The sequence below is a fragment of the Rhizobium sp. 2YAF20 genome, assembly GCF_052114685.1.
Taxonomy (GTDB): Bacteria; Pseudomonadota; Alphaproteobacteria; order Rhizobiales; family Rhizobiaceae; genus Rhizobium.
On record NZ_JBFRFF010000041.1, the window covers coordinates 1 to 19,605 of the forward strand.

At 61.3% G+C, this 19,605-nt stretch carries 19 protein-coding genes and 2 pseudogenes; 15 read left to right on the forward strand and 6 right to left on the reverse strand.

Annotated elements, in window-relative coordinates; all coding sequences use genetic code 11:
• From AB4Z52_RS29750 to AB4Z52_RS29760, 3 genes and pseudogenes are all read right to left on the reverse strand, one after another.
• A pseudogene (locus tag AB4Z52_RS29750) lies at positions 1-246 on the reverse strand (3-oxoadipyl-CoA thiolase); the annotation flags it as partial.
• A complete protein-coding gene (locus AB4Z52_RS29755) occupies positions 246-1,016 on the reverse strand; it encodes a CoA-transferase subunit beta (protein ID WP_442221484.1) in 771 nt (256 codons plus the stop codon). The gene AB4Z52_RS29755 and the pseudogene AB4Z52_RS29750, both read right to left, overlap by 1 nt.
• 1 nt (position 1,017) lies before the next feature.
• Positions 1,018-1,869 (reverse strand): CoA transferase subunit A, encoded by an 852-nt coding sequence (locus tag AB4Z52_RS29760; protein ID WP_442221485.1) that lies wholly within the window; start codon positions 1,867-1,869, stop codon positions 1,018-1,020.
• A gap of 129 nt (positions 1,870-1,998) precedes the next feature.
• On the opposite strand from AB4Z52_RS29760, the gene AB4Z52_RS29765 reads away from it, so the two are divergent.
• Entirely contained in the window at positions 1,999-2,754 is a 756-nt protein-coding gene (locus AB4Z52_RS29765) for an IclR family transcriptional regulator domain-containing protein (protein WP_442221486.1), read from the forward strand.
• Positions 2,755-2,896: 142 nt separating this feature from the next.
• A pseudogene (locus AB4Z52_RS29770) lies at positions 2,897-2,996 on the forward strand (LysR family transcriptional regulator); the annotation flags it as partial.
• A 232-nt stretch (positions 2,997-3,228) separates the two neighbouring features.
• Here the strand turns inward: AB4Z52_RS29770 and AB4Z52_RS29775 are convergent.
• Positions 3,229-4,125, reverse strand: coding sequence for a GNAT family N-acetyltransferase (locus AB4Z52_RS29775; RefSeq protein ID WP_442221524.1), 897 nt, complete (start codon positions 4,123-4,125; stop codon positions 3,229-3,231).
• A 281-nt stretch (positions 4,126-4,406) separates the two neighbouring features.
• Here AB4Z52_RS29775 and AB4Z52_RS29780 point away from each other — a divergent pair, with 281 nt between their 5' ends.
• From AB4Z52_RS29780 to AB4Z52_RS29825, 10 genes are all read left to right on the forward strand, one after another.
• Positions 4,407-5,735, forward strand: a complete 1,329-nt coding sequence (locus AB4Z52_RS29780; RefSeq protein WP_442221487.1) for an NAD(P)/FAD-dependent oxidoreductase — start codon at positions 4,407-4,409, stop codon at positions 5,733-5,735.
• Between the two features lie 9 nt (positions 5,736-5,744).
• Positions 5,745-6,878 carry an acetylornithine deacetylase gene (argE, locus tag AB4Z52_RS29785; protein ID WP_442221525.1) on the forward strand — a complete coding sequence of 378 codons (1,134 nt, stop codon included), beginning with the start codon at positions 5,745-5,747 and terminating at the stop codon, positions 6,876-6,878.
• Between the two features lie 111 nt (positions 6,879-6,989).
• A complete protein-coding gene (locus AB4Z52_RS29790) occupies positions 6,990-7,913 on the forward strand; it encodes a 2-hydroxyacid dehydrogenase (RefSeq protein WP_442221488.1) in 924 nt (307 codons plus the stop codon).
• Between the two features lie 24 nt (positions 7,914-7,937).
• Positions 7,938-8,291, forward strand: coding sequence for a cupin domain-containing protein (locus AB4Z52_RS29795; RefSeq protein WP_442221489.1), 354 nt, complete (start codon positions 7,938-7,940; stop codon positions 8,289-8,291).
• Positions 8,292-8,296: 5 nt separating this feature from the next.
• Positions 8,297-8,761, forward strand: coding sequence for a GNAT family N-acetyltransferase (locus tag AB4Z52_RS29800; RefSeq protein ID WP_442221490.1), 465 nt, complete (start codon positions 8,297-8,299; stop codon positions 8,759-8,761).
• Positions 8,762-8,821: 60 nt separating this feature from the next.
• A complete protein-coding gene (locus AB4Z52_RS29805; protein WP_442221491.1) occupies positions 8,822-8,980 on the forward strand; it encodes a hypothetical protein in 159 nt (52 codons plus the stop codon).
• A 29-nt stretch (positions 8,981-9,009) separates the two neighbouring features.
• Positions 9,010-9,882 carry a LysR family transcriptional regulator gene (locus AB4Z52_RS29810; RefSeq protein WP_442221492.1) on the forward strand — a complete coding sequence of 291 codons (873 nt, stop codon included), beginning with the start codon at positions 9,010-9,012 and terminating at the stop codon, positions 9,880-9,882.
• A gap of 130 nt (positions 9,883-10,012) precedes the next feature.
• A complete protein-coding gene (locus tag AB4Z52_RS29815; RefSeq protein ID WP_442221493.1) occupies positions 10,013-11,476 on the forward strand; it encodes an aldehyde dehydrogenase family protein in 1,464 nt (487 codons plus the stop codon).
• Positions 11,477-11,487: 11 nt separating this feature from the next.
• Positions 11,488-12,531, forward strand: a complete 1,044-nt coding sequence (locus AB4Z52_RS29820) for a tartrate dehydrogenase (RefSeq protein WP_442221494.1) — start codon at positions 11,488-11,490, stop codon at positions 12,529-12,531.
• A 16-nt stretch (positions 12,532-12,547) separates the two neighbouring features.
• Complete coding sequence (locus AB4Z52_RS29825; RefSeq protein ID WP_442221495.1) at positions 12,548-14,005, forward strand: NAD-dependent succinate-semialdehyde dehydrogenase; 1,458 nt, start codon at positions 12,548-12,550, stop codon at positions 14,003-14,005.
• 70 nt (positions 14,006-14,075) lie between these two features.
• Here the strand turns inward: AB4Z52_RS29825 and AB4Z52_RS29830 are convergent, their stop codons facing one another.
• Entirely contained in the window at positions 14,076-15,353 is a 1,278-nt protein-coding gene (locus tag AB4Z52_RS29830; RefSeq protein WP_442221526.1) for an NAD(P)/FAD-dependent oxidoreductase, read from the reverse strand.
• Between the two features lie 12 nt (positions 15,354-15,365).
• Complete coding sequence (locus AB4Z52_RS29835; protein WP_442221496.1) at positions 15,366-16,034, reverse strand: haloacid dehalogenase type II; 669 nt, start codon at positions 16,032-16,034, stop codon at positions 15,366-15,368.
• A 334-nt stretch (positions 16,035-16,368) separates the two neighbouring features.
• On the opposite strand from AB4Z52_RS29835, the gene AB4Z52_RS29840 reads away from it, so the two are divergent.
• From AB4Z52_RS29840 to AB4Z52_RS29850, 3 genes are all read left to right on the forward strand, one after another.
• Complete coding sequence (locus AB4Z52_RS29840) at positions 16,369-17,202, forward strand: GNAT family N-acetyltransferase (protein ID WP_442221497.1); 834 nt, start codon at positions 16,369-16,371, stop codon at positions 17,200-17,202.
• Positions 17,203-17,216: 14 nt separating this feature from the next.
• The gene (locus tag AB4Z52_RS29845) at positions 17,217-18,590 is read left to right on the forward strand and encodes an aspartate aminotransferase family protein (protein ID WP_442221498.1); all 1,374 of its coding nucleotides are present in this window, start codon (positions 17,217-17,219) and stop codon (positions 18,588-18,590) included.
• A 235-nt stretch (positions 18,591-18,825) separates the two neighbouring features.
• The gene (locus AB4Z52_RS29850; RefSeq protein WP_442221499.1) at positions 18,826-19,572 is read left to right on the forward strand and encodes an HAD-IA family hydrolase; all 747 of its coding nucleotides are present in this window, start codon (positions 18,826-18,828) and stop codon (positions 19,570-19,572) included.
• Positions 19,573-19,605 lie beyond the last annotated feature (33 nt).

Consider the following 19,605-nt stretch of genomic DNA (forward strand, 5'->3'; position numbering starts at 1 on the left):
CGGCACCGACACAGGCAGCCCGGCCAGAAGCAGCGCCATGCGCGCAACATTGCGATTGTCCTCGCCGGCCTGATTGGCGCAGCCATAGATCACGTCGTCAACCGCCTCCCAGTCGACAGACCCGTTGCGCGCCACCAGCGCCTGCAAGGGCACAGCACCGAGATCGTCGGTGCGAACGCCGGCCAGCGATCCGCCGAACCGGCCGATCGGGGTGCGGATATAGTCGCAGATGAAGGCTTCGGTCATCAGGCTGCCTCATGCGCTTTTTTGGTGCGCGCGTTGATATCACGTAACGTCGCCAATTCGGTTTGCGTCGGTACCGGCGTTTCGATCACCCGATCGGCGAATTTGATCGCCCAACCGCAATTCTCGACGATCTGTTCTCGGGTCACGGCGTGGTGGACGGAAACCACCGTCAGCTCCTTTGTGAGTGGATCGGGCTCCATAATGCAAAGATCGGTGATCACCCGCGTCGGCCCCCTGGTTTTCATGCCGAGGCGCTGGCGGTGGTTGCCACCCTCGCCATGGCCCATCGAGGTGACGAAGTTCAGCCTCTCGACGAAGCCGCGTTTGGAGAGCGCCATAGTTATGAAGATCTGGCCGCAACTGCTGGCAATCTCCGGCGCCCCGCCGCCGCCGGGCAGGCGGACCTTTGGATGGTCATAGGGACCGACCACCGTTGTATTGAGGTTTGCGAACCTGTCGATCTGGGCGCCGCCGAGGAAGCCGGTGGTGATCCGTCCACCTTGCAGCCAGTAGCGAAACATCTCCGGCACGGAGACGGTAAAGAGCGCCGTATCGCAAAGCTCGCCGTCGCCGATCGACAGCGGCAGTACATCCGGCCGGGTGCCGACCGTGCCGCTTTCGTAGATCAGCGTGATATCAGGCGCATGGGTCAGCCGGGCGACGTTGCAGGCGGCCGACGGTGCGCCGATGCCGACGAAACAGACGTCGTCATTGGTCAGGGCACGCGACGCTGCGATGGTCATCATTTCAGTCGGTGTAAAATCCATCATCTCATGCAGCCCTCTTCCTGGCATGCCTGGCGAAGTCTCCCGGGCTTGCATTCATCACGTTTTCCGCGATCCAAGCCTGAAAACTATCCCGGTCGCGGGCGATCTCGTCCCAGGCGATGTAAAATGCATTCGAGCGCGGGTAGTAACCCTGGGCGTAGGAGGGGAATGCCCCGCCGGGCACCTCGGCCACCGCTGTGACCGCCCAGGACGGTAGCACGACAGAATTGGGCGATGGCGGAACCAATTCGTCGACAATCTCCTCGACGGTGACGATCGAACGCTTGGCCGCAAGCACCGCTTCCTTCTGCACCCCGATGATACCTTCGATCAGCACATTGCCCTTACGGTCGGCGCGCAATGCGTGGATGATCGACACATCCGGTCGGATCGCTGGAACCGCAGCCAGTACCTCGCCCGTGAAGGGGCAGGTGACGGATCTGATGTTCGCATTGACCTTGGCCAGGTCCGCACCGATATAGCCGCGGAACACGGCAAACGGCAGGTTTGCGGCACCCGCCTCATAGGCATTCGCCATCGCAGCATGGCTGTGTTCTTCGATTTCCAACGGCCGCGGCCACTGGTTTTCGACGGCATCGCGAAACCGGTGCAGAGACCCGACGCCCGGATTGCCGCCCCAGGAAAATTTCATGCCGCGAGCAGCGCCGACGCCGATCAATTGATCATAGAGAATGTCCGGCGTCATGCGGATCAGGTAGAGGTCCTTCTTGCCCTGGCGGATCACCTCGTGTCCGGCAGCGTAAGGGATGAGATGGGTAAACCCTTCCATGGCAACGGTATCGCCATCCCTCACATTTTCCGCCACCGCTTCGTGGAGTGTTACGATCCTCGCCATGGAGCCTCCTGCAATTCCGCCTCAACAGGTTGCAAATAAGCGCCCTCCCAAAAAGAACGTCAAATATTTTGTGCGTTATTTGACTTTTGTTCGTATATCGCACAAAATGAGCTTCAACGGAGACCCGAGATGCGCGGAACCGATTTCGTCAGTGGCTTTGCCAGGGGATTGAAAGTCATCGAGGCCTTCGGTGAGACACGGCCGCGGCTGTCGATTGCCGATACCTCGAAGCTTACCGGTCTCGACCGGGCGACGGTTCGCCGCTCGCTGCTGACATTGGCGGATCTCGGCTATGCCGACTATGACGGCAAGTTCTTCACTCTGACGCCAAAGATCCTGCGGCTCGGCCACGCCTACTTGTCGGCAACACCCTTGCCGGCTCTCATTCAACCGCATCTCGACCAACTGTCGGAAAGAGCCGGACAGAGTGCATCGGCCTCCGTGCTCGACGGCACGGAGATCGTCTATATCGCCCGCGCCTCGCAACGCCGGGTGATGTCGATCAATCTTACGCCTGGAAGCCGTCTTCCCGCGTTCTGCGCTTCTATGGGCCGCGTTCTGCTTGCCGCCCTGCCCGAAAGCGAAGCTCGTGCCGTGCTCTCAAGGACGGATCTGAAAGCCAATACGCCGAACACCAAGACCGACCCCAACCTCCTAATGACTGAATTTCAGCGCGTGCGCGCGCAAGGTTATGCCGTCATCGATCAGGAGTTGGAGATTGGCCTCTGCTCCATTGCCGTTCCCGTCGAAAATAGCCGCGGCCATACGGTTGCAGCGATCAATATCGGCGCACCGGCGGCGCACATCGCTGCGGCCGAAATGGCGCAGCGATATCTGCCGTTGCTGCTGGAAACGCAAAAGGCGCTGAGGCTAGTCCTGCATTGACAGCTAGCGCGGCTGATCGTCTCATGGAAGCGCGTCACGGCTCTATCTGTTCGTTTGACGCAATTTCGGATCGAAATCCGTTCGCTCTCTTCGTGGCCGACTGGTTGATTGAGGCAGAAGGCTGGTCCAGTGGGGAAGACATTTGCCGCCATTGAATGCGTTGCGGGCCTTTGAAGCGACCGCGCCTAATGAGCCTGTCGAAAGCCGGCGATGAGTTGCATGTCACCCATGGGGCCATGAGCTGCGGAGGCTTTCATTCTCGCCCACCTGGACGCAGGTGGCCGTCTGCTTGCGACGAGCGGCTTTGGTCCGGGAAATGCAACCGCCCGCGTCGTGCCCGCCCATATTCATCGCCGCGAACCGGAACAAAACGATCGTCCCCCCGGCAAGCCCTGGCTGTTACGCGCCCGAGCGCGTGGGGGTGAGGATACGGCCACGAAACACATTCGAGGCACCCGCGCTTTCGCCAATCAATCAGCTTAGCGCCTGGCTCACCAGCGCATAGGTCAGCGGATAGCCGGGCTTTTGCACCTCTCCGTCCGTAAACCAGGTGCCGCCGAGCGACATGCTGGTAACCGTGTCGAAGACGGGCATCCCCGAGCGCGTCAGAAATTGCGCGAATGGGCCCACCTTCTGGCGTGTGTCGAGGCGCAGGAAGTCTCCGGCATGGGCGACGACATGAGGATGGATGACGGCGATCGCATCGGCATCGTCAGAGGCGACCACCGGGCCAATGACAGTGCCTCGCCCGAAACTGCGGCACAGGGAAAATGCGGCAATCCGCTTGTCGCGTATCAGTGCCACGCCTGTGGATACCTGCAGCAGACGAGCAAACAATGCCTGCCGATCGGTGCCATAGGCGATACGATCCAGCGCAACCAGTTCGCTCAGATCGCCCACTGAGATCTCGCGCAGAACCGCGCCATGGGGAACTTCAGGTTCCACCAATGGAACGGCGGTTCCCTGATGCTGATAGACGGTCTTTTCCGCCGTGAAACCCATGGAAAGATAGAGCCTGTAGGCGGCCCGGGTCGAATTCAATCGCAACGGGCGCGATCCCGTCTGTTTCAGGACATGTTCCATCAGCCAGCGACCATGACCATGCGCCTGCAGGCGCGGTGATGTTATGACCATGCCGACCGTTGTGAAGTCGTCCGCGAAGGGAAACCACATGGCCGAGCCGAAAACCCGTCCGATCTCGTCCTGCGCGACGATGCCGTATCCGCTTTCGCGCAGCATCTCCCAGTCCTTCAGTCGATGAGGCCAGCCCACCGTCAACGAGAGCGCATGCAGTTTTTCGAGATCGGTATCCGCAATGTCGAAAAGCCGCAGGTCGAACGACTGAAGCCGCATCGATCCTTCCGTGGTCATATTTTTCTCTCCCCCGCCGACGCCATAGAGCACAGACACATCAGGCAAAACATAGACAAGCCTGGGATCGGGCGACAATCGCTTTTCCACTCCCGCCTCCGGCTTCCTGCTGGCGATAGTCATGCATTTCCCACCGTAGATTTCTCTTCAGAGGAGACCGCTTTCAGCACTTTACGCTGCAACGGGCAGGCATTTAGCAAGCGGACGCGGGGAACCGCCCTATGATTGGCGAAGGCGGCCAGAGGAGGCTGCAGTCAGGAAATTGCCGAGAAGGACGTCGCATGTCTCCTCCCCTCCGCCGCGTCGAATGCGATCAGATTCTGCCGGTGCAGGCCGATGTCGTGATCCTCGGTGGAGGCATGGCGGGGATCGCCACAGCCTATGAACTGGCAAAGCGCGGGACTTCGGTTGCCCTCGTCGAAAAGGGCGTGATCGCCGGCGAACAATCCAGCCGCAATTGGGGTTGGTGCCGACAGCAGAACCGCGATGTCAGGGAACTTGCGCTCGCGCAGCTGGCGATGAGGATTTGGGACGGCCTGAACGCCGAACTGGATGACGAGACCGGTTTCCGCCGCAATGGGCTGGTCTACGCGACGACCACCCAGGGCGATCTTAACGCCTGGGAGCGCTGGGGATCGATTGCAAGGCCATTGGGCGTGGATACCCGAATGTTGACCGGTGCCGGGACCTCGGCCCTGCTACCCGGCAACAGCCGGACATGGCGCGGCGGCGTTCACTCTCCCGCTGACGGCCGCGCAGAGCCGGAACTGGCGGTGCCGGCAATTGCCAAAGGGGCGCGAAGGTTTGGGGCCGTGATCCTCGAAAACTGTGCGGCCCGGGAGCTTGAAACCCAGGGCGGCAGGATTTCAGGGGTCGTGACCGAGAAGGGAGCGATCCGCTGCGGCGCGGTTCTGGTCGCGGGCGGTGCATGGAGCGGCATGTTCCTGCGCCACCACGGATTGCGCTTTCTACAAGCCTCGGTGAAATCGACCTCGTTCTATACGTCGCCGGCAAAGGCTGTAACCGATGGCGGCATCGCGATGGAAAACGTGACCATCCGACGCCGGCTTGATGGCGGCTATACCGTCGGGCTCACCGGACAGGGGCAACTGCAGATATCGCCCTGGGGCTTGCTGCAGGCGCCGGATTTCTGGCGCACCTTCCAGACGCGGCGCAAGGGCCTGACATTCGGCATCGGCAGGCAGTTTTTCAACGGTCCGGAAGCGATCCGTCGCTGGAAAGCCGATGGCCCCTCGCCCTTTGAACAGGTCCGCACGCTCGACCCTGCCCCCGACCTGCACCTGATCGAGCGCGGTATCATGCGCCTTGTTGCCGCCTATCCCGAACTTGCCGGCATTCGCCCGTCCGAAACCTGGGGCGGCATGGTGGATTCGACGCCGGACGCCATTCCCGTCATATCGAGCGTCAAGTCGCGTCCGGGCCTTTTCGTCTCGGCAGGTTTCAGCGGCCACGGTTTCGGCATCGGCCCGGCAGCCGGGAGACTGGCCGCCGATCTGATCCTCGGCGACAGGCCTTGTGTCAACCCGGCACCATTCCGATACGAACGTATGATTGACGGCACGGATCTCGGCAAACCCGGAATGATGTGAATGGGCAAGATGACGGAACAGGAAATCCTGGCAAGGCTCGTCGCCTTCCCCTCGGTCGTGGGCAGCGCCAACCATGAGATCGTCGGGTGGATTGGCGCCTATGCGCAAGACTGCGGCGCTGACGTCACCGTGGCGATGGGGCCGGAGGGTGATCGCGCCAACCTGTTTGCGACGATCGGCCCGAAGGAGGTGCCCGGCATCTTGCTGTCCGGCCATATGGATGTCGTACCGGCTGGAGAGCCGGGTTGGACATCCGATCCTTTCGCCTTGCGCGAGCACGATGGACGGCTCTATGGGCGCGGCACCAGCGACATGAAAGGCTTCCTCGCCTGCGCGCTTGCGGCACTTCCGGCACTTGCCGCCATGCCGCTTGCACGACCGGTGCATCTGGCTTTCTCCTATGACGAGGAGGCCGGCTGCCGGGGTGTGCCGCATCTGATCCGGCTGCTGCCCGACCTCTGCGCCAGACCGGAAGGCTGCATCATTGGCGAGCCAAGCGGCATGCGCGCGATCCGCGCCCACAAGGGCAAGGCCGCCGCTCGCATCGAAATTCGTGGCCGTTCGGGGCATTCCTCCCGGCCCGATCAGGGATTGAACGCCATCCATGCCATGGCGGCCATCCTGAGCGAGGCCGTGGCCGCCGCATCGGCACTTTCAAGCGGGCCATACGATGGGAACTTCGAGCCGCCCTATTCATCGCTCCAGGTTGGCGTCATCCGCGGCGGCCAGGCGGTCAACATCATTCCCGACCTCTGCACGGCAGACCTTGAGGCGCGCGCCATCGCCGGCATCTCTCCGGCCGGCCTGCTGGAACCGGTACGCGCCGCGCTGACGCAACTAAAGGCGCACGGTTTCGACACGCGCTGGGAGCTTCTCAGCCAATACCCTGCCCTCTCGCTTGCCGCCGGGTCGCCGCTTGCGATTCTGCTGGAGGAATTGACCGGACAAGAGCCACTGGCCGCCATTAGCTACGGGACGGAAGCCGGGCTCTATCAGGCAGCCGGAATGGACGCCATCATCTGCGGTCCCGGCGATATCGCCCGAGCCCACAAACCGGATGAATATATCGAACCGGCAGAACTCTGCGCATGCCGGACAATGATTGAGGATCTCGGCAAGCGGTTGCTTAACTGGCAAGCGTGATCGGAAACCGACGAAAAAATCAGTTCGATCTGCCGCACTTCCAATTTGTTTCAGCGCATCCTGCTTTGCCGCGTGATCGAAAATGGGGACAAGAAGAATTGGGACCGTCACATGGCATTTCTGTTCAACTCCGACCCAGAGCGCGCCAGGATATTTGCCGCCGAGTTCAAGCGCGAGCTGCCGCAGCTGCCGTTTGTGACCGACCCGCAGACGGTTGATCCGGCAGATGTCCGCTATCTCCTGACGTGGACGGCACCGCCAGACATCGCCCGCTACCGCAATCTCGAAATCCTCTTCTCGATCGGCGCCGGCGTCGATCAATTCGACACAGGCGCGTTGCCCGATGCCGTCAAGCTCGTGCGCATGGTCGAAGATGGCATCGTTCGCATGATGCAGGAATATGTGACGCTCGCAGTCCTCTGCCTGCACCGCGATCTTCCCGGCTATCTCAATCAGCAGAAGCTGGGCATCTGGAAGTCGCGCACTGTCTGCCAAGTGTCGGCGCGGCGTGTCGGCGTGCTCGGTCTTGGAATGCTGGGCCAGGCCGCACTCGAGCGCCTCAGGCCCTTCGGCTTTCCGCTGTCGGGCTGGAGCCGGTCGCCACACGAGATTGCCGGCGCCGCCTGTTTTCATGGAGAAGCGCAGCTCGATGATTTTCTGGCAGGCACCGATATTCTCATCTGTCTTTTGCCGCTGACGGCGGAAACCCGCGGCTTCCTGAACGCCGGGCTACTCGCAAGACTTCCCGCAGGCGCATCCCTGGTTCACGCCGGCCGCGGGCAGCAACTTGATCAGAAGGCCCTGATCGAAGCGCTCGACAGCGGCCATCTTGCTGGCGCTGTTCTCGATGTTGTCGATCCCGAACCGTTGCCGGCCGACCATGCCCTCTGGCGGCATCCAAAAGTCATCCTCACGCCCCACATCGCCAGCGTCACCCAGCCGGAAACCGCTGCAAAGGCGGTGATCGCCAACATTCTTCGCCACGAAGCCGGGCAAGACCCGATCGGCCTCGTCGAGCGCAGCCTCGGATACTGACCAACCAGCAGGAAGAGCACATCCATGTCCCGCCTCAAGCTTATCGACACCAATCCGCAGACCGCCCCGCGGGAATCGAAACCCACGGCGGAGCGTCTCATCGCCGGCGATCCGTCGTTTAAGACCTGGCCGCAGGACGCCTCGTGCGACGACAGCGTTCGCACGGGCGTCTGGGAAGCGACACCCGGCGAAACCCATTCGATCAAGGGCACGACTTTCGAATTCTGCCATATCATATCGGGCATCATCGAACTGACCGAGAAGGGAGGCGAGACCGTTACCTACCGCGCTGGCGACAGCTTCGTAATGAAGCCCGGTTTTGTCGGCATCTGGCGCACGATCGAGACCGTCCGGAAGATCTACGTGACGATCAACTGACAACCATGCTGGAGGATTTCGCACCTTTCGAACAGGAAAAGGATGGCTACGTCCTGAGCACGGACCGTCTGCGACTCGATACCGCCGCGATCCACGCCTTTTTCCGTGACGAATCCTACTGGGCGGCGAATATCACCCTGGAGCAGCTCGACCGGGCACTCGCTCGGTCTTTGGTGATCGGCATATACGCGCCGGACGGCCGAATGGCGGCGTTCGCCCGCGTTGTCACCGACTATGCCGTGTTTGCGTATCTGCGCGATGTCTTCACCCTTCCCGCCCATCGCGGCAAGGGTTTGGCGACATGGCTTGCGACCACCATCCGCCAGCATCCGCAGATGCAGACGGTCTCCACCTGGATGCTGGCCACCCGCGATGCCCATACAGTCTACGAGCGCGCCGGATACAAGCGCGTTCCGCATCCTGAGTATTATATGAGCGTGCCAAAGCCAGACCGGGGGACCATAACCTGAGGCTATGGACTTGCTTCGGAATATTCTTGGCGGCGGGTCTGGACCCACGAACGCTACGATATGCTGAGCGAATTTCTGGCTGAAACGCCGGGCGGCTGGCGCTTTTTCCTCAAGCAACGCATTTTCGAGGAAGTCGAAGCGTCGCGAACCGAGACAATTCCGCTCGCAGTTCAGATGCATGATCTTTTCGGGCGCATGCGGGAGCGCTATCACCTGTGATCGAGGCAGCTTAGAACGGGCAACGGCCAATGAAAGCGCGGCAACTGGAAGTGTTTCGGGCGATCATGCGCGACGGCACCATCACCGCTGCTGCCAACTCGCTCGGCGTCTCCCAACCGGCCCTGAGCAAAGTCCTGATGCATCTGGAACAGCAGCTCGGCTATGCGCTGTTCGACCGGATTGCCGGGCGGCTGGTTCCGACGATGGAGGCCAACCTGCTGTTTGCCGATGCCGATCGGGTGTTCAAGCACATCGAGGCGCTGAAGACGCTCGCCGGAACTATCGGGGCACAAAAGATCGGTCTTTTGAGGATCGGCGCCAGCCTGCCCGTCACCTACTCGCTGCTTCCGCCGGTCCTCGGCGCGTTTCGCAAACGTCATCCCGAAGTGAAGATTCATCTTCATACCTTGCCCAAGCGCGAGATCATCGAGGCCCTGATCGTCGGCGACATCGACGTGGCGATCACGCTGTCGCCGATCTCAGCACCGACCGTCCGCAGCCAGCTGCTGACGACGGTCGCTATCGTCGCAGTGATGCGCAAGGATGACCCGTTGGCCGACCTGGAGGCGGTAAGACCCGAGGATCTCGATGAACGACCCCTGATTTCCTATGGATCGCATGCGCAAGTCGGGGCCGCTCTCGACGACGCTTTTGCCGCCGCAGGTCGAAAGCGCGACATCGCCATCCAAATCGCCTCATCCGTCGGCGCGGCACCGCTGGTGCGCGAAGGCCTCGGCATCGCTCTCGTCGATGGGCTGGTGGCCTGGCATGGCTTCGAGGGATTGGCCGCGCGCCCGTTTTGCCCGCATGTCGATATGCAGGTCGCGGTCTCCATCAACGACGCCCGGCCGGAGTCCCGCTTCCTCCAACCTTTTCTCGCCCCGCTGCGCACGGTTATCTAAGTGGCCGAAGATTGCGCTGCCAAGACGCAGGCAAACGGGATATTCCGTCGCGTCAAGCGTCACAGTCAAAGCAAACTGCGTGGGGATAGAGACTAGGTTCGGCTTGCGTCTGAACGCCGAAGGAAACCTCATGTCGCTTAGCTTCGATCCCAACACCGTCGTGCTGCCCCAAGGCCATTTCATCGACGGCCGGATGATTGCGGCCAAAGGCGCGCTTGCCATGCAGCGCCCGTCCGACGGTGTCGCTTTTGCCGATTGTCCGATTGCCGACGCGGATCTGGTGGATCAAGCCGTTCAGGCTGGCAAACGCGCCCTAAAGGAAAGTGGCTGGGCCGACATTCGCCCTCGCGAACGCGTACGCCTCATGCATCGCTGGGCTGATCTGATCGAGGCGGAGGCTGAAACGCTTGCGCGGCTGGAAGCAGTGTCGTCCACGCGCCCGGTCGGCCAACTCATCCAAGGCGACATCGCCATCACTTCCGAACAGATCCGCTTCTTTGCGGAGTTCGCCGACAAGGATGGCAGCGATCTCGTGCCGACCAGCCGGGACAGCCTCGGCATGATCATGACCGAGCCCTACGGTGTCGTCGGCGCAATCACCCCATGGAATTTTCCGTTATCGATGGCAGGCTGGAAACTCGCCCCAGCCCTTGCGGCTGGAAATGCCGTGGTCCTGAAACCATCCGAGCTGACACCGTTCTCGACCGTTTATATTGCCGAACTTTCTGTCCGCGCCGGCATACCCGCCGGCCTGATCAACATCGTTCTCGGCGATGGCCAGACGACCGGAACAGCCATCACCGGCCATCCGGAGATCGGCAAGATTAGCTTTACCGGCTCGACGGCCGCCGGCATGGCAATCATGGAAAACATCGCCCGCACTGGCATCAAGCCGATGACGCTCGAACTCGGCGGCAAGAGCCCGCAACTCGTCTTTGCCGACGCCGACATCGCCCGCACCGCAAAGGCCGTGGCCCAGGGCATCCTGTCGAATGCCGGACAGGCCTGCGTTGCCGGATCGCGCCTCATCGTCGCGCACGCCATTGCCCTGCCACTGGTGGATGCGATCACCGCCATCATGGCCGACATTTGCCCTGGACCGACCTGGAACGAGGCCACCCAATACTCGCCGATCATTTCCGAACGCCAGATCAATCGCATCGACAGCATCGTCAAGGCATCGGTTGCAGCCGGTGGCGAATGCCTCGCCGGCGGCAGGATGCTCGATCGCGGCGGCTATTTCTATGCACCGACACTGATCGGTGGCGTGACAGCGTCCTCACCGGCCATCACGCAGGAGATCTTTGGCCCGGTACTGACCATCCAGACTTTCGTCGAGGAAGAAGAGGCGCTGGCACTTGCCGATCACCCGACCTATGGCCTTGCCGCCGGAGTCTTCACCGCAGACCTGTCGCGCGCCATCCGGGTGACGAAGACGCTGCAGGCCGGCACGATCTGGGTAAACCGCTACGGACGCTCCCGCGACCATATCCTGCCAACGGGCGGCTACAAAAGCTCCGGCATCGGCAAGGATCTCGGGCGCGAAGCCTATCTGGCCAACCGGAAATCCAAGAGCGTATTGATCGATCTTTGAAGGGGAACATCATGAAGACCTATTCCATCGTGCTCATCCCCGGTGACGGTATTGGCGTTCCGGTGATAGACGCAGCCTGGCAGGTGCTGGAAGCCGCCGCGACGCGCGCGAACTTCAAGCTCAAGGCCGAAAGCTTCCCCTGGTCCTGCGCTTTTTACAAGAAGACCGGCGCGATGATGCCGGCAGACGGAATCGAAATCCTGCGGGGCCATGACGCCATTCTTCTTGGCGCCGTCGGCTGGCCGGCGCAAGTGCCGGATTCGGTTTCGCTGCATGGCCTGCTGCTGCCGATCCGCAAGGCCTTCGTACAATATGCCAATATCCGCCCTCACCGGCTTTTGCCCGGCGTCGAGGGCCCATTGAGAGCCGCAGGCTTCGATATCCTCTGCATCCGCGAAAACACCGAGGGCGAATATTCCGGCGCGGGTGGACGCGTGCATGTCGGCACCCCGGACGAGGTGGCAGTGGAAACCTCGATCTTCACCCGCAAGGGTGTCGAGCGCATCCTCCGGTTCGGCTTCGAACAGGCGCGACTGCGCCGCAATAAGCTGGCGTCGGTGACCAAATCGAATGCTCAGAAATATTCCATGGTGTTCTGGGACGAGGTTGCCGACAAGCTTTCGGCCGAATATCCAGACGTCGAAGTGAAGAGCTACCACATCGACGCCATGGCCGCGCGCATGGTGATGGCGCCTGAGAGCCTCGACGTCGTCGTCGCATCCAATCTCTTCGGCGATATCCTCACCGATCTCGGTGCCGCCATCCAGGGCGGGCTCGGCTTTGCCGCATCCGCCAACATCAACCCCGATCGCACCGCCCCGTCAATGTTCGAACCGGTCCACGGCTCGGCACCCGATATCGCCCATCTCGGCATCGCCAATCCCATTGCCGCGATCTGGTCGGCCGCGATGATGCTCGATCATCTCGGCGAATCAGCCGCGGCTAGCGACATCATCAAGGCCATCGAAGCTGCAACGGCGCGCGGCATCGGCACCAGACCTGGTAACGACAAAACGGATGCCATAACGGCCGCCGTGCTTTCAGCCCTCGCCTGAACAGAAAGGATCACCCATGGACAGCTTGAAGGACAAAAACCTTTTCCAGCAGCAATGCCTGATCGCCGGCAGCTGGCGCAACGCCGCGTCCGGCGCATCCTTGCCGGTGACCGATCCGGCAACCCAGCATGTCATCGGCCATGTGCCTGATGTCAGCGGCCACGAAACGCGCGAAGCGATCGAGGCGGCCCGTGCAGCGTTCGCGCCTTGGAAGGCAAAGACCCATGCCGAGCGCGCCGCCCTGCTGGAAGCCTGGCATCGGCTGATGCTCGAACACGAACAGGATCTGGCCATGATCCTGACGATCGAACAGGGCAAGCCGCTGGCTGAGGCGGTCGGCGAAATCCGCTACGGCGCATCCTTCGTCAAGTGGTTCGCCGAAGAGGCGCGCCGTATCGGCGGAACCACAATACCCTCGCCGACACGGGACCGCAGGATTGTGGTTTTGAAGGAAGCCGTCGGCGTCTGCGCCATCATCACACCCTGGAATTTCCCGAATGCGATGATCACCCGCAAGGTCGCCCCAGCACTTGCAGCCGGCTGCACCGTGGTCGTGAAGCCGTCCGAGTTCACCCCGTTTTCGGCGCTTGCACTCGGTGTTCTGGCCGAGCGCGCAGGCATCCCTGCCGGCGTCATCAACATCATCACCGGCATGCCGGCCGGTATCGGCACCGAGCTGATGGCCAATGAGACCGTGCGCAAGATATCCTTCACCGGATCGACACGTGTCGGCTCGCTGCTGATGCGCGGCGCAGCCGACAGCATCAAGCGCCTCAGCCTGGAACTTGGCGGCAATGCGCCGTTCATCGTGTTCGACGATGCCGATATCGACCTTGCCATTGAAGGCGCCATTGCCTCGAAGTTCCGCAACGGCGGCCAGACCTGCGTCTGCTCCAACCGCATCCTGGTCCAATCGGGTGTCTACGACGCTTTTGCGGCAAAACTCTCCAAGCGTGTCTCCGCCATGACAGTTGGCCCCGGCGCCGGTGACCCGGTCGATATCGGGCCGATGATCAACGCAGCCGCCATCGACAAAATCGATCGCCATGTCGAAGACGCCCTGGCCAAGGGCGCCCGTATCCTTTCCAACCGGCCGGCGATGCCAAAGGGCAAGCAGTATGCGGTACCGCTGGTACTCGGCGGGGCGACGACCGAGATGCTGCTGGCGAGCGAGGAGACATTCGGGCCCGTCGCACCGCTGTTCCGGTTCGAAACCGAAGCTGACGCCATTAAAATCGCCAATGCCACCCCGTTCGGCCTTGCCGCGTATTTCTATACCGAAAGCCTGAAACGGTCATGGCGCGTGGCAGAAGCGCTGGAATTCGGCATGGTGGGGCTGAACACCGGCTTAGTCTCGACCGAAGTCGCCCCGTTCGGCGGCGTCAAGCAATCAGGCCTCGGCCGCGAAGGGGCGCAATGCGGCATCGAAGAATATCTGGAAATGAAGAGTTTCCACATCGGCGGACTGAGCTGAGGCCTGTCGGGACGCAACACAAGAGCGCGCGGAGACACCCTCACCGCGCCCTTTATCGACAGCATTTCACTTACTGGAAGCGATCGAGCGTCTTGTAATAGAAGCCGACCATCGGCAGGAACCACGGCTTGCCGTAGTGACCGGCGATCGCCGGCCACTCGAGGCCGGATACCGGGTTGCGGTCGGCTTTTCCCATGATCGCATCGGCGATGATGATGCCCATATGCGTCGACATCTGCGCCCCATGGCCGGAATAGCCCATCGCGAACCAGACACCATCGGCGAAACCGGCGCGCGGAAAACGGTCCTTTGTCATATCGACCAGACCGCCCCAGCAATATTCGATCCCGACATTGGCAAGCTGCGGGAAAATCTCCCGCAATCCGGCCTTCAGGATCGCGCCGCTCTTCTCATCGGAGCGTTGATTGCAGGTCGCGGAGAACCGCGCCCTGCCGCCGAAGATCAACCGGTTGTCCGGTGACAAACGGAAATAATTGCCGATATTGAGCGAGGTTACACAGGTGCGGTTCCCCGCCATTGCGCCTTCCACTTCCGCATCGGTGAGCGGTTGGGTGGCAAGGATGAAGCTTCCAACGGATACGATGCGACGGCGGAAATAGCTGAAGGGGCCCGATGTATAGGCGCCGGTCGCCACGAAGACCGTGTCTGCCGTCAGGCTTCCACGCGTGGTCGTCAGCGTGTGCCTGCTGTTGGCAATCTTTCGGTCGATCACCGCAGCGTTTTCGAAGACGACCGCTCCATGGCGCACAGCCGCATCGGCCAGCCCGGTTACAAACCGGCCCATATGCATCATCGCGCTTTTCTTCGACAGCATGGCGCCGTGGAACGACGACGAGCCGATCTCCCCGACAAGGTCGCCTGCCGTCAAGAGAGCCGTGTCGGGATCGATCTCGCGGTTCACTGCCTCGAAATTTGCGGCGATGGATTTGAAATGAGCCGGCTTGGAAGCAAGTTTGAGCTTGCCCGAACGGCGGAAGTTGCAGTCGATCCCCTCCTCCGCGACGATCCGCTCGATGGTGTCGACTGAATCGTCGAAGGCACGGTAGAGCGCCTTGGCGCGCTCCACGCCCAGTTCGTTCTTTGCCGAGAGAAAGCTGTGTGCGATGCCATTGTTCAGATGCCCGCCGTTTCGCCCCGAAGCCCCTGCGCCGACATGGTGGGCTTCCAAAACCGCGACCCTAACGCCCGATTTCGCCAGATGCCTGGCAGCCGACAATCCGCTGAAGCCGCCGCCGATGACGGCCACATCATAGTGCCCCTCGACGGGTCCCTTTGCAGCTTGCCCGAAGACGGCCGCGGTATCGTGCCAATAGGACTTGAACTGCATCGCCATTGACCGTCAGAGCCCCACGACGCCGGGCAGGCCGGAAATGTCCTTGATCTCGGTATATTCGTAAAATGGATTGGCCGGCTCATGGCCGCGGTTGACCCAGACCTTGTTCTTGATGCCGAGATCATAGGCGGACATCAGATCGTAACGGAAGGAGGACGAGCAATGGAGAATGTCTTGCGGACCGCAGCCAAGCATGTCGAACATGTATTCGAACGCCTGGAAGCGCGGCTTGTAGGCGTTGGCCTGCTGGGCGGTGTAGACGGCGTGGAACGGTGCTCCGAGTTTTTCGACGTTCGACATGATCTGCTCGTTCATGGCGTTGGACAGGATTACCAGCGGAATTTCCCTGGCGACCTTGGCAAGGCCCGCCGGCACATCGGCATGTGGACCCCAGCTTGGAACGGTATCGTAGATCGCGCGAGCATCTTCGTCGCGGAAGGCAATGCCGTTTCTCTTGCAGGTCCGCTCGACCGCATTGTGCAGCACTTCGTTATATGGCTTCCAGTCACCCAGGATTTCGTCGAGGCGGTAGGCGGCGAAGTTCTTGACGAACTGTCTCATTTTCGGCTCGTCCAGATGCGCGCCATAGATCTTCTGGGCTGCCTCGGCCATTTGGAAATTGGTCAGCGTGCCGTAGCAGTCAAAGGTAATGTATTTGGGCCGAAACTGGGGCATATCCTCGAATTCCTCGCGGGTTATGGATATCAGCGCATGAAGCGAGCGCTCTCCTCACAACGATCATAACCATGCAGATCATCTGCGTTCACCGCAATTGCCGCGACTGAAAGCAGATTGTTGCGTATCGCGGCGGCCGTTTGGCAGAGAGTTGTGCTGCACGCTTCCATCTGTCGACTTCCTCCCGCCCCGAGGCGGACTTGCGCGGCATAAGATGCGGCACCCAAGGCTCAAGACAGCTCAAACATGTCGCACAGTTTCGAACGTCGGGACGATCTACTCTCCCATGAGCGCTATCAATTGAAGGAGACAAGGGTTTACCAGGTAAGGGGCGATGCAGGCAGGCCAGATCGAGCTCGTAGAATTTTCACCCGACCATCTCGAGGGCGCAGTGACGCTATCACGTCAGGCGGGGTGGCCCCATCGCCTTGAGGATTGGGCGATGGTTCTGTCGCTCAGCACCGGCGTCGTCGCTCTCGATCATGGCCAGGTTGCCGGCACCATCCTCGTGACCGATTATGGTAGGGCCGCCACGATCAATATGGTCATCGTCGACGAAGCGATGCGTGGACGAGGCATCGGCCGTGGCCTGATGGACCTGGCGCTCGCTGAATGCAAAGGCCGGGAATGCCGTCTGGTGGCAACGCAGGAAGGCCTGCCTCTCTACACCAAGCTTGGCTTCGAGAAGACGGGCATCATCCGGCAACACCAAGGCGTTCTAGGCGCACACCCACCTGTCGAAAACGCCACCTGGGCAACCGCTGCCGACATCGCCGAATGCATCGCCATGGACCGCAAAGCGTCGGGTCTCGACCGCACGCGGCTGATTGCCAGGCTTATGGATGAGGGCAGCATCGCCACGCTGCGCAGGAACGACAACATCGTGGCTTTTGCCGGCCTGCGTGCCTTCGGTCGCGGCGAAGTCGCAGGACCGGTGGTTGCGCCAAGCGCGCAAGACGCAAAGCATCTTCTCTCCTTCCTTTTCGCCGCCCGTCCAGGGGCTTTCATGCGGGTGGATACCAGCGAAATAACCGGACTTGCTCCGTGGCTCGCCGATCAGGGGCTTGCCCATGTCGGCGGCGGCATCACCATGTGCAAGGACGGCCCTCAGGCACAAGGCACATCCCCCTTCCAAACCTTCGCACTGGCCAGCCAGGCCCTTGGCTGAACCTGGAGATAGACATGCTGAGCAACTCTCTGATCGAACTCGACCGCGCCCATCTGGTGCATCCGGTTGCCTCCTATCGTAGCCACGAAAAGGTCGGCGTGCGCGTGATCAAGTCCGCCAAGGGGGCGACGGTCACCGATGCATCCGGTCATCAGCTGATCGACGGCTTTGCTGGGCTTTGGTGCGTCAATGCCGGCTATGGTCATGAAAGCATCGTCGAGGCCGCCGCAAAGCAGATGCGCGAACTGCCTTACGCCACTGCCTATTTCGGCCTGGGCTCAGAATCGGCTATTCGGCTCGCCTCCGAACTTGCCGACCGGTCGCCGGGCGATCTCAACCACGTCTATTTCACGCTGGGCGGATCGGACGCCGTCGACAGTACCGTCCGCTTCATTCGCTACTACTACCACGCCAAGGGCACGCCTGAGAAAGGCCAGTTCATTTCCGTGGAGCAGGGCTATCATGGTTCATCGACTGTCGGCGCCGGCCTTACAGCCCTGCCCTCCTTTCACGCCGGCTTTGGTGTGCCATTCGACTGGCAGCATAAAATTCCGTCGCACTACGCCTACCGCAATCCGGTTGGCACCGACCCAGGGGCAATCATCGCCGCCTCCACCGCAGCCCTGCGCAAAAAGGTGGAGGAACTCGGCGGCGATCGAGTAGCGGCTTTCTACGTCGAGCCCATCCAGGGATCCGGCGGCGTGCTGGTGCCGCCGCCCGGATGGATGAAGGCCATGCGCAATCTGTGCACCGAACTCGACATTCTCTTCGTTGCAGACGAGGTGATCACCGGCTTTGGCAGGACCGGGCCGTTGTTTGCCTGCTCCGACGACGACATCGTCCCGGATTTCATGACGACAGCCAAAGGCCTGACATCGGGCTACGTGCCGATGGGCGCCGTTTTCATGTCGGACAAGATCTACAACACCATCGCCGACGGCGCCGGCACCGCGGCGGTCGGTCACGGTTACACCTACTCGGCACATCCGGTCAGCGCGGCCGTCGGTCTTGAGGTTCTGCGCCTCTATGAAGGCGGCTTGCTCGAAAACGGCCGCAAAGCTGGCGCACAACTGATGCAAGGCCTGCAGGGTCTGTCGAGCCATCCGCTGGTCGGCGATATCAGGGGTCGCGGAATGCTGGCGGCGATCGAACTTGTTACCGACAAGGAGCGCAAGACGCCTCTGCCGGCCGCCGCCGACCCGTCGCGGCGCATCTTCGACCGTGCCTGGGACAACGGTCTGGTCGTGCGTGCCTTCGGCAGCGGCGTGCTCGGCTACGCGCCGCCGCTCTGCTGCACGCCACAGGAAATCGATGCGATTATCGAGCGCACGCGCAAGACGCTCGACCAGACCCTCGAGGACCCGGACGTTCGCGCCGCCATGGCGTGATGGCCGGTACGAGCCAGCCCAAGTCGGACGCGATATTCCGCCTGGCCCGCATATTCGAAACTTTCTGCCGCCGGGCCTTCGTCATTCAGAGAATCCGGCGACCGTTTCTTGAGACACTCATATGAAATCTGGCGAAAAGCATAAGAGACTGGGTGATCGCCCACCGCGGGAACAACCGGACTGAGGATACAAGGCTCAGCATATCATTCTGTCGTCAGGCGATATGCGGCGGAAAATGACAGTCCGTTCTAAAGAGGAAAGCGAAGTGGCAAGGACTTTCGAGGATTTCAAATATCTGACATTCGACGTTGTCGGCACGCTGATCGATTTCGAAAGCGGCCTGGTGGGCTGCCTGAAGAAGATCGGCGCTGAGGCTGGTGTCGAGATCGATGGCGAAGCCGCCCTCGCCTTCTACAGGCAGGCGCGTTACATGCCCGATGTCGGCCTCTTTCCCGACGATCTGGTGCGGGTCTACCTGCAGATCGCACCCAAGCTCGGGCTGCCGGTGGAACGACGGTTCGCTGAGCAACTGCGCGATTCCGCCAGGACCTGGCGGGGGTTCTCCGACAGCGCCGAGGCAATGGCGCGTCTTGCGAAACGCTACCGCTTGATCGCCATGACCAATGCCCAGCGCTGGGCTTTCGAATGCTTTTCGAAAGAACTGGACAATCCCTTCTACGCGAGCTTCACGGCAGACGATACCGGTACGGAAAAGCCGGACCCGGCCTTCTTTGAAAAGGTCTTCGCCTTCATCGAGAAGCAAGGTGACACACGCGACGACATCCTGCATGTCGCGCAGAGCCAGTACCACGACATCGGGATTTCCAGAAAGCTCGGGCTGACAAATTGCTGGATCGAACGCCGCCATGCCCAGAAGGGCTACGGCGGAACGATAGAGCCTGACAATTTCACGACGCCGGATTTCCATTTCACCTCCATGGCCGCGCTTGCCGATGCCGTGGAGCAGACGAAAGCTGCCTGACTGGGACTTCTACCTTCAGGTCGCTCGCAGTAA

What these genes read in the sequence shown, in the direction of transcription:
- AB4Z52_RS29755 (WP_442221484.1), bottom strand. Translation starts at nt 1,016, where the DNA reads ATGATGGATTTTACACCGACTGAAATGATGACCATCGCAGCGTCGCGT.
- AB4Z52_RS29760 (WP_442221485.1), bottom strand. Translation starts at nt 1,869, where the DNA reads ATGGCGAGGATCGTAACACTCCACGAAGCGGTGGCGGAAAATGTGAGG.
- AB4Z52_RS29765 (WP_442221486.1), top strand. Translation starts at nt 1,999, where the DNA reads ATGCGCGGAACCGATTTCGTCAGTGGCTTTGCCAGGGGATTGAAAGTC.
- AB4Z52_RS29775 (WP_442221524.1), bottom strand. Translation starts at nt 4,125, where the DNA reads ATGACCACGGAAGGATCGATGCGGCTTCAGTCGTTCGACCTGCGGCTT.
- AB4Z52_RS29780 (WP_442221487.1), top strand. Translation starts at nt 4,407, where the DNA reads ATGTCTCCTCCCCTCCGCCGCGTCGAATGCGATCAGATTCTGCCGGTG.
- argE (WP_442221525.1), top strand. Translation starts at nt 5,745, where the DNA reads ATGACGGAACAGGAAATCCTGGCAAGGCTCGTCGCCTTCCCCTCGGTC.
- AB4Z52_RS29790 (WP_442221488.1), top strand. Translation starts at nt 6,990, where the DNA reads ATGGCATTTCTGTTCAACTCCGACCCAGAGCGCGCCAGGATATTTGCC.
- AB4Z52_RS29795 (WP_442221489.1), top strand. Translation starts at nt 7,938, where the DNA reads ATGTCCCGCCTCAAGCTTATCGACACCAATCCGCAGACCGCCCCGCGG.
- AB4Z52_RS29800 (WP_442221490.1), top strand. Translation starts at nt 8,297, where the DNA reads ATGCTGGAGGATTTCGCACCTTTCGAACAGGAAAAGGATGGCTACGTC.
- AB4Z52_RS29805 (WP_442221491.1), top strand. Translation starts at nt 8,822, where the DNA reads ATGCTGAGCGAATTTCTGGCTGAAACGCCGGGCGGCTGGCGCTTTTTC.
- AB4Z52_RS29810 (WP_442221492.1), top strand. Translation starts at nt 9,010, where the DNA reads ATGAAAGCGCGGCAACTGGAAGTGTTTCGGGCGATCATGCGCGACGGC.
- AB4Z52_RS29815 (WP_442221493.1), top strand. Translation starts at nt 10,013, where the DNA reads ATGTCGCTTAGCTTCGATCCCAACACCGTCGTGCTGCCCCAAGGCCAT.
- AB4Z52_RS29820 (WP_442221494.1), top strand. Translation starts at nt 11,488, where the DNA reads ATGAAGACCTATTCCATCGTGCTCATCCCCGGTGACGGTATTGGCGTT.
- AB4Z52_RS29825 (WP_442221495.1), top strand. Translation starts at nt 12,548, where the DNA reads ATGGACAGCTTGAAGGACAAAAACCTTTTCCAGCAGCAATGCCTGATC.
- AB4Z52_RS29830 (WP_442221526.1), bottom strand. Translation starts at nt 15,353, where the DNA reads ATGCAGTTCAAGTCCTATTGGCACGATACCGCGGCCGTCTTCGGGCAA.
- AB4Z52_RS29835 (WP_442221496.1), bottom strand. Translation starts at nt 16,034, where the DNA reads ATGCCCCAGTTTCGGCCCAAATACATTACCTTTGACTGCTACGGCACG.
- AB4Z52_RS29840 (WP_442221497.1), top strand. Translation starts at nt 16,369, where the DNA reads ATGCAGGCAGGCCAGATCGAGCTCGTAGAATTTTCACCCGACCATCTC.
- AB4Z52_RS29845 (WP_442221498.1), top strand. Translation starts at nt 17,217, where the DNA reads ATGCTGAGCAACTCTCTGATCGAACTCGACCGCGCCCATCTGGTGCAT.
- AB4Z52_RS29850 (WP_442221499.1), top strand. Translation starts at nt 18,826, where the DNA reads ATGACAGTCCGTTCTAAAGAGGAAAGCGAAGTGGCAAGGACTTTCGAG.